Raw genomic sequence first — 9266 nt, 5'->3', positions numbered from 1 at the left:
TCAATACAATATACTGATTTTTAATCTTTTGAGCAACTTTTTCTATAATGCACTACGGGTTATTATATAATTAAAAATGGTAGATCTGAAATTCATAATTTGCAAACTGACAGATATATTTTTAAAGTTGAAGCTGGTGATGAGAAAAATGAAATAATTAGATATTACGATTTTGAAGGTCCATATTCAAATATTAATGAATTAATAACAGATTCTAAATTTTACAATGAATTGAAACTGTCTAAACCGAAAACAGCATCAAAATTAATTCTACCACAAAACATTCCTCCTTTAAAAAAAATAATATTTGTTCCTAAAAATAAAAAATTCGACAATTCTTTATTTACCTTCTTAAATCATTCTTTTGTACCAAAATTTAAAAATGGAGAAATTTCTGGAATACATTTTTTTGAACCTACAAAAACTCGAATTTTAAATATCTATGATATGAATTTAAAAGGTGTTCTAGATGCGGAAATTCAAATGTATGATAATGAGAATAAAAAATGGATTAATAAAAGAACTACACTTTTCCCTTTACATTGGACAGAAGGTAATTTGTTAGCAGAATTGGAGTTAGCTTATCTTTATAGATTTCCAATTATAAATAAAAAAAATCAATTTGGTGGTGTGACATCGAAAGGTATAAAAGTAATTTTCATTATTGTAAATGATATACCTAAAACTGCATATCCAATTTTATAAACTTATCCCACCTCGCTGGCGCGAACATCATGCTCGTGCATATAAATAATATAGTAAGCACAAGCGTGACGCTTGCACTAGCGTACAGGGAAACAGATACAGCAAATTACAAATCGTCTTTATTCAAAAACGCTATATTCCGCGTTAAACCAGAAAAATTAGTACGCTTTACAGGTGATTTTTTAAAAATTTCGTTAAACAATTCATTGGTTAAATCGTTCCATTGCTGTTTGTCGTAATCAATCAACGTAGGTTTTGGTTTAAAAAGCGGTTCGGCATTTGGTTTTACAATTTGTTTCTTTAAAAACCAACAGCCTTTTTACAAACGTAGTTAGGCTGCTTTATTGTTAAAACTTTTTAATTTCTTTACATAACGGATTGTCATAAAAAGTAAAAACTGCCTTTTAAAAAGACAGTTTTCGTTGAAAAAATATAAAACAAATAAACTAATTAATAGTTTCTACTTAATATCCCACCAAACACGAGTATTTATATCATCGGGTCCCATTTGGTTAATGGCATCTTGATAATTTTCGGTGTTTTGGCGCTTCACATCCTGAGGATATGGATAACGAACCGGCATTTTACCATTGTTATATAAATTAGGTTGTAACGGCATTACAGGAAATCCTGTTCTTCTAAACTCTAACCATTGTTGATTATCGGTAAAGTATAATGCAAAGTATTTTTGTAACATAATTTGTTCAAACGTACCGTTATAGGCTACATTTCCATTAGAAAAATATTCAAAAGGTGTGTCAATGTTCCAAATTTTCATGGCTGCTGTAATTCCACTTTTGTATAAACTTTCAATATCGCCTGAAATAATTCCCTTAAAAGCTAATTCTGTTTTAATAAACTGAACTTCAGAAAACGTCATAATAATGTTCTTCATTGGTGCAATTGCGGTGTTGTTATTTGGAGCCGACGGATTATAATCTATAGCACCTTCATTTGCTGCGTAACCCGACGGAATTCCTTTGTAGCCAATATCTTTTCTATCTTTATCTGTTGCTTTTGTTGCCCAGAAAGGTAATCGTGGATCGTTCCATTGTAACAATTGATCCACAAAAAAAGTAGATAATTTTTTATCGGCAGCATAATCTTGAATACGAGGCCAAGGTGTAAGGTTTGGAGCAACACCAGTATGAATTAAAATAGCATCGTCTGCACTTGATTCAAAAATTGGGTAGATAGCAGGATTGTTTAAAATTGTAACTAATTTTGCGTTGCTTTCTGCCGGCATAACATCGCTTAGCCTAAGCAACATACGTAAATGTAAAGAATTGTTTAGTTTTTGCCAACTGGCAACTGCTTGTGTATTTTTGTCGCCGTACAATAAATCGGGTGCGTAAATTAGTGCTTTACTTGTATCATACAATGCATTGGCTTGGTCTAAATACTCTAATACTTTTTTGTAGATAACTTCTTGGCGTTGAAATTTAGGTTTTAAAATACCTTCATCGCCTTTTAATGCCTCTTTAAAAGGAATATCGCCAAAACAATCTGTAAGGTTAGCAAAACTCCATGCTTTTAATGTTAATGCAATGGCTTGGTAGTTTACATCGCCCGCTGCAATTGATGCATTTTCCATTTCGTCGATGTTTTTTAACCAACGATAATGGTTGTCCCACATGGTTTGTCCAATAGCATCGGTAACCCAATAACGGTGATAACCAAGAGCATCGTTTGATGGAAAAGGAACGATACCTTGCATTAAATGTGCGGTACGGTTGTGCCAAGCCGAGTAAGAGTTGTGGTTTGTTAAACCATACAAAATTGGGTTTAATAACGATGCCGGACTAATAGTTTCTAACCGGTTAGGATCGGTGTTTATTTCTTCGAAATCTGCCGTGCAACTGTAAATGGTAGTGGCTGTGATTAATGTTAATATGCTGTATTTAATTTTTTTCATGATGTGTAGATATTATAAGCTTACTTTTAAGTTAAAACCATAAGTGGCTGGCGATGGTAACTGACCCATTTCTACCCCAGGAACCATGTTGGCACCGTTTAAGGCTGCTGTTTCGGGATCGTAAATTGGGAAATCGCTCCAAGTGTATAAGTTTCTGCCGAAAGCTGAAATGGTTAAACCTTTTAATTTATTTCGGTCTAAGAATGATTTTGGAAAGCTATACGAAATAGATATTTCTCTTAATTTAACCCAAGTTGCATCAAAAAGGTTCGCTTCAACATTGGCTCTTCTGTAATATTCTGAATAATAAGCAGGGACTTCAACTTTTGTTGTGTTAGGGCTATAAGATCCGTCTGCATTTTGCACCACACCATCGCCAATAATAAATCCTTCTTCACGACCCATTAACGATTCATTCAAATGTCCGTGTTCCATCATTTTGTGGTACGATTGTGAATATAGTTTTCCTCCAAAAGATCCGTCAATTGTAACGCCTAAATTCCAGCCTTTATAACTAAAATTATTCATAATACCACCTTTCCAATCGGCATACGCATTTCCTTGATATGTTTCTTCTTTTGGGCGCACTGGTAAACCTGTTTTTCCATCGTAAATAATTTGTCCTTCGTTGTTTCTTACAAATCCAAATCCGTACATATCACCTGTAGATCCACCTACTTTACCTATAATTGATACGGTACCCGATGTTGCTAAAACTTGTTCTTCACCACCTTCTACACCTGCCGCTAATTCTAAAATTTCGTTTTTGTTTTTAGCATAAGTAAAGGTTGTTTTCCACTGAAAGTTTTTTGTTTTAATTGGCGAAACGTATAACATTGCTTCTAAACCACGGTTTTGAACTTTACCTGCATTAATATATTGGCTAGAATATCCTGTGGTATAATCTAACGGAACACTTAAAATTTGATTGTCTGATACGGTGTTGTAATAAGCTAAATCAAACCCTAAACGATCGCCAAAGAAACGAGCATCAATACCAAATTCTGCAGAAGTTGTTTGTTCTGGTTTTAACAATGGATTGTACAATTGGTTGTCTGTGATTGCAGATCCAACAAAAGGACTGTTATCATAATATTTACTAATGATATACGGTTGCGAATCGTTACCTACTTGTGCCCACGAAGCCCTAAGTTTTGTAAAATCGATCCATAACGGAAAAGCAAGTGCATCACTTAAAATAAAGCTTAAGTTACCCGACGGATAAAAATAGCTGTTATTACCAGCTGGCAAGGTAGATGACCAATCGTTACGTGCAGTAATATCTAAGAAAACTAAGTTACGGTAAGAGAAAGACCCTAAGGCGTATAAACTGTTTACTTTTTTGTTTAAATCTGCCGATTCTGTGTACACATTACTACTTGCATTTGATAATTTATAAACATCTGGTACTGCCAAACCATTTGCAGAAGCATCCATTCTACGGTATTTGTTACTCATGATGTTACCTCCGGCTGATAAACTATAATTAAAACGATCTGTTTCGGTGCCTTTATAAGTTAATAAGAAATCGGTGTTGATTTCTTGTGCATTAATCATTTGGCGTTCGTAATACCCTTTTGCAAATTTTACTAAATCGTACGGGCGTTTTAATTCTCTAAATTCATTTTGCGAATTGATACCAGAGCGTATCATTAATTTTAAGTTTTTGGTAAAATCTATATCTAAACTTAAATTTCCAGTGAACGTGTTACTATTTGTACTATTAATAACTTCGTGTACTAACGCAAAAGGATTGTCTAAATAGGTGCTAAACGGACTATTTAATTGTGTTTTTCCTTCGTCTAACCATATTTTTCGATACCAATCAATATTGTTATTGGCATTAGTTAAAATCATGAAATACGATATGGTATGGTTGTTATAACCTGTAGACGGTAAATTGTCGCTACTGCGATTGTAAAAATTTAATGCAGAGTTTAATTTAATGCCTTTTGCAATTTGGTAATCTCCTTTGGTTGATATTGCTACTCTTTCAAAACCGGTATTTGGCATAATCCATTGGTTGTCTGAATAGGTTACCGAAGCACGCATTGATCCTTTATCATTTCCTGCTCCAAAAGATAAGCTGTTTGTTAAAGTGGTACCCGTTTTCCAAAAGCCTTTCCGTGCATTGTCATAATTTCTCCATGGTGTACGTTCGGTACCCATTGTGCCTGTTGCGGGATCGTACTGAAAATAATTTTGACCATTAAAACGTGGCCCAAATCCTAAATTACTTTGTGTTGCAGCCCCATCGTCACTTGCTTGGTACGAATAGTATAAATTTCCGTTTCTATCAAAGGCTTTTCCTGTACCAGAACCGTATTGTGTTTGCCAATCTGGCCAACGCTGAATAACATCTACACTTAAGTTTGAATTAAACGTAATACCTAAACCTTGGTTTTTTTTGCCCGATTTTGTTGTAATCATAATGGCTCCGTTAGCTGCACGTGATCCATATAAAGCTGTTGCACCTGCACCTTTAAGTACTGTTACCGATTCAATGTCTTCTGGATTGATATCAGACATACCGTTTCCAAAATCTACAGGAGAATCAGATGATAAATACCCATTACCTTCGCCCGATGAAGACATTCCTGAGTTAATTGGGATACCATCTACAACGATTAACGCCCCATTTGCATTGGTGTTTACCGATCTGTTTCCACGCAAAACTACTTGTGTAGAGTTCATTGGACCAGAACTAGATGATGTAAATGTCATACCAGGAACTTTACCTTTCATGTTATCTACCCAGTTGTTAGAACGAGCATCGGTAAAGGTTTCACCCGATAGTTTTTGTTGCGAGTAGCCTAATTGCTTTTCTTCACGTTTAATACCTAATGCTGTTATAACAAGTTCATCTAACTGTCCTTCTTCATCTTCTGTTAAAGTAATATTGATGAAATCGTTAGATGTAATGGTATGGGTAATATCGGCGTATCCTAAGTAAGAAAAAACTAAAATACCGTTTGTAGACGCTTCAAGTTCAAATAAACCTGCTTCATTTGTTTCAGTTCCAATAGCAGTATCTTGTACATACACCGTAACACCTACCAAAGGCTGATTATTTCTGTCAACTACTTTACCTTTAATAATTCTACTATCATTTTCTAATAACACAATAGAATGAGAGTTTGTTGAAAATGCCCAAATATAAGTGGAACTTAACGAGGCTGTGGCAAATACCATCATTTTTAAAAAATGAGCTACCGAGCGTAGATTTCTTTTCATTTTTTTTAGAAAGATTGATTAAAATTTTTTGTTTTAAAATTGTTGTTTAATTTGTTTTTTGCGCACCACAAAGTAAAGATGAACTTTCTGAACCCCTTGCTTCTACTGGGTTAACAAAATTTTATATAAGTGTTTTGTAAGTGTTATTGAAATAGAGTTTGTAGCAATTTTTATTAATAATTACTTAAAACCAAAACATTGGTCAATTTTAAATTGTGTAGTTCTTTTGCTTGCAACAAATTATTAAACAACAATGAAAAAAGTATTTCAATCGGCATTTGTGTTATTAGCTATAACAACTGCTGCTATTGCCCAAGAAAAAGCAAAAGGTATTATTTATGAAGATTTAAATAATAACGGTAAAAAAGAAAAAAAAGAAAAACTACTTTCTAATGTATTAGTTAGTAATGGGGTAGATGTAGTTGCCACAGACAAAAAAGGAGCGTATGAATTAGCTATTACTAACGATTCGCCTATTTTTGTTATTAAACCCTCTGGTTATCAATTTGCATTAGATGCGTTTAACTTGCCTAAATTTTATTATTTACATAAACCACAAGGCTCGCCACAGTTAAAATATAAAGGCGTACAACCAACAGGAAATCTTCCTAAATCATTAAATTTTGGACTGGTGCCATCTAAAGAATCAGATCAATTTACTGCTTTTGCCTTCGGTGATCCGCAAGCTTATAATAAAACCGAAATCAATTATTTTATAGAAGGTATTATAAAAGATGTTGATAAAAACAAAGCCGTTTTTGGTATTAGTTTAGGTGATTTAGTAGGAGATGATTTAGTATTACACCCCGATTATAAAAATGCCATAAAACAAATTGGTTTGCCTTGGTATAATGTAATGGGTAACCACGACATGAACTACGATGCAACGATTGATGAACATTCTGATGAAACATACGAAGCTAATTTTGGACCTAATAACTTCTCGTTTAACTACGGTAAGGTTCATTTTATTATTTTAGATAATATTTTATATCCCGATCCAAGAGATGGAAAGAGTTATTGGGGTGGTTTACGTGAAGATCAATTAAAATTTGTTGAAAACGATTTAAAATACGTTCCTAAAGATCATTTAATAGTTTTATCTTTTCATATTCCGTTAGAAGATAATAACAGCGAATGGTTTCGCGTAGCAGATCGTGAACGTTTGTTTAATTTATTAAAAGATTTTCCAAATACTCTTTCATTATCAGCTCATACCCACATTCAACAACAAATTTTTTACGGAAAAGATAAAGGTTGGAAACAAGACAAGCCACACCACGAGTACAATGTAGGTACAACATCTGGTGATTGGTATTCAGGTGAAATGAATCAGCAAGGAGTGCCAAGTTCTACTATGCGCGATGGTACACCAAAAGGATATGCAATGATTCATTTTAACGGAAATAAATATAAGGTAGATTATAAAGTTGCAGGCAAATCACAAGATTATCAAATTAATGTATTTGCGCCAAAAGCGGTAGTAAAGGCAGAAAAAAGTCGTCATTCTGTATATGCTAATGTTTTTATGGGCGTACCAACAGACGAAGTTTTCTTTAGTATTAATGATGGTGAATGGAAAAAAATGAAATTTACCGAAGAAGAAGATCCGCATTACGAAAGCACTTTCTATAAATGGGATCTTTCAGAAAAAGCAGTAAAAGGTCGTCGCCCTTCAAAGTCAGTAAAATCTACACACTTATGGTCGGCAAAAATACCAACAAATTTAGAAATCGGTGTACATAAAGTAAAAGTAAAAGCTACCGATATGTATGGTAAAGTGCATTTTGGCGAAACCACCTATAAAATTGATTAACCCTATTTTAATATTGGTAGGTTAATATTAAAAATGCCGTACTTATTCACAGTACGGCATTTACATTTTTAAAACAATCTGTTATGTAATGATCTTAAAGCTTCAATTTTATAAGAAGTAGGTACTAATAATGAAATGTTATGTTCGCTACCTCCGTAAGAAATCATACGTACCGGAATGTGTTTAACCGCATCTGTTACAGTTGTTGCAACCCCATGCGTATCTTTACTGCAATCGCCTACAATACATATTATAGAATGATCTGTATCAATACTAACTGCCGAAAACAACTTTAACTCTGTTTTTATTTCTTCAAGATGATCGGTGTTGTCAATGGTTAAAGATACAGCAACTTCAGAGGTGGTTATCATATCAATCGGCGTTTTGTATCGTTCAAACACTTCAAACACTTTTCTAAGAAAACCGTAAGCCATTAGCATTCGCGACGATTGTATTCTAATTGCCGTAATACCATCTTTTGCTGCTACTGCTACAATTTGGTTTTTACTGTTCGTTTCGCTAGAAATTAGTGTTCCTAATGCTTTTGGTGTCATGGTATCTAGTAATCTTACAGGAACATTGAATTTTTTTGCAGGTAAAACACTTTGTGGATGTAAAATTTTTGCACCAAAATAAGAAAGCTCTGCAGCTTCATCAAAACTTAATTGCGAAATAGCTTTAGTGTTGGCAACGTAACGCGGATCGTTATTATGAAAACCGTCTATATCTGTCCAAATCTGTACTTCTTCAGCCATAAGAGCCGCTCCAAGAAGCGAAGCAGTATAATCAGATCCTCCTCTACGTAGGTTGTCAATTTCACCCAAATGATTTTTACAGATGAAACCTTGCGTAATAAAAAGACTTTCTGATGGAAATTTAGCTATTACCGCATGTGCATGTGTACGTATATAATCAATATCGGGTTCATTTTCTTCATCTGTTCGCATAAAAGTCAAGGCAGGAAGAAGAACCGATGAGATGTTTTTTTCTTTTAATCTTAAATGAAATAAAGTGGTTGATATAATTTCGCCTTGCGCAAGTATAATTCGTTCTTCTTTAGGGGTAACTTCTGTGTTTGCAAAACCTACAAGTAGTTCAAAAATTTCATTTATAAAAGTATGAGCGTTGGTTTTGCCTTCAGCTGTTTTAAATAATTCATTTACAAATTTTTTGTATTGCTCATGAAGAAGGTTGGCGTGCTTTTGCGCATTGTCAAATTCCTTTTTTGTGTACAAGTTTGCAAGTGTAACCAAATCATTAGTTGTTCCAGCAACTGCCGATAAAACTACCAAATGTTTGTCTGCAGTTTGCGATTTAATAATCGGTAATAACTGTTCAATGCGTTCTGGACTTCCAACCGAAGTGCCTCCAAATTTCAATACTTTCATAAAAATAGGTAAATTGTTTAAGATTATTAAAAAAAAAAAAAGAGCTTGTCGTGATGACAAGCTCCTGATATATCTGGGTTCTAACCATAGGAAAATGACTCACGAATTCTTACGCAAGCTGTGCTTCTTTCCCTTTTTTAAATTGGTATAGATCATTTTTTATTTTTTTAGATGGGCAAATATACATTATTTTTGAAATTATGATACA

General features: G+C 33.8%; 6 protein-coding genes. 2 read left to right on the top strand and 4 right to left on the bottom strand.

From position 1 onward, the window contains the following. The first annotated feature begins 99 nt into the window (after nucleotides 1–99). The gene (locus EG242_RS11465) at nucleotides 100–705 is read left to right on the top strand and encodes an EndoU domain-containing protein (RefSeq protein ID WP_158608865.1); all 606 of its coding nucleotides are present in this window, start codon (nucleotides 100–102) and stop codon (nucleotides 703–705) included. A gap of 106 nt (nucleotides 706–811) precedes the next feature. Here the strand turns inward: EG242_RS11465 and EG242_RS11460 are convergent, their stop codons facing one another. From EG242_RS11460 to EG242_RS11450, 3 genes are all read right to left on the bottom strand, one after another. Beyond that, nucleotides 812–952, bottom strand: a complete 141-nt coding sequence (locus EG242_RS11460; RefSeq protein ID WP_203227718.1) for a hypothetical protein — start codon at nucleotides 950–952, stop codon at nucleotides 812–814. 213 nt (nucleotides 953–1165) lie between these two features. Continuing rightward, a complete protein-coding gene (locus EG242_RS11455) occupies nucleotides 1166–2620 on the bottom strand; it encodes a SusD/RagB family nutrient-binding outer membrane lipoprotein (RefSeq protein ID WP_124900009.1) in 1455 nt (484 codons plus the stop codon). Nucleotides 2621–2632: 12 nt separating this feature from the next. Next, nucleotides 2633–5854, bottom strand: coding sequence for a SusC/RagA family TonB-linked outer membrane protein (locus EG242_RS11450; protein ID WP_124900008.1), 3222 nt, complete (start codon nucleotides 5852–5854; stop codon nucleotides 2633–2635). Between the two features lie 253 nt (nucleotides 5855–6107). On the opposite strand from EG242_RS11450, the gene EG242_RS11445 reads away from it, so the two are divergent. Continuing rightward, nucleotides 6108–7670, top strand: coding sequence for a calcineurin-like phosphoesterase C-terminal domain-containing protein (locus EG242_RS11445; protein WP_124900007.1), 1563 nt, complete (start codon nucleotides 6108–6110; stop codon nucleotides 7668–7670). Nucleotides 7671–7738: 68 nt separating this feature from the next. Here EG242_RS11445 and EG242_RS11440 read toward each other — a convergent pair whose 3' ends face one another. Next, the gene (locus tag EG242_RS11440) at nucleotides 7739–9058 is read right to left on the bottom strand and encodes an aspartate kinase (protein WP_124900006.1); all 1320 of its coding nucleotides are present in this window, start codon (nucleotides 9056–9058) and stop codon (nucleotides 7739–7741) included. Nucleotides 9059–9266: the final 208 nt, after the last annotated feature.

This window comes from Paenimyroides viscosum (assembly GCF_003858535.1).
Classification (GTDB): Bacteria; Bacteroidota; Bacteroidia; order Flavobacteriales; family Flavobacteriaceae; genus Flavobacterium; species Flavobacterium viscosum.
This window is presented reverse-complemented; position numbering and strand designations above follow the sequence as displayed.

Excerpts from the sequence above, each read along its gene's own strand:
- EG242_RS11455 (WP_124900009.1), bottom strand. The coding sequence starts at position 2,620 with ATGAAAAAAATTAAATACAGCATATTAACATTAATCACAGCCACTACC.
- EG242_RS11450 (WP_124900008.1), bottom strand. The coding sequence starts at position 5,854 with ATGAAAAGAAATCTACGCTCGGTAGCTCATTTTTTAAAAATGATGGTA.
- EG242_RS11445 (WP_124900007.1), top strand. The coding sequence starts at position 6,108 with ATGAAAAAAGTATTTCAATCGGCATTTGTGTTATTAGCTATAACAACT.
- EG242_RS11440 (WP_124900006.1), bottom strand. The coding sequence starts at position 9,058 with ATGAAAGTATTGAAATTTGGAGGCACTTCGGTTGGAAGTCCAGAACGC.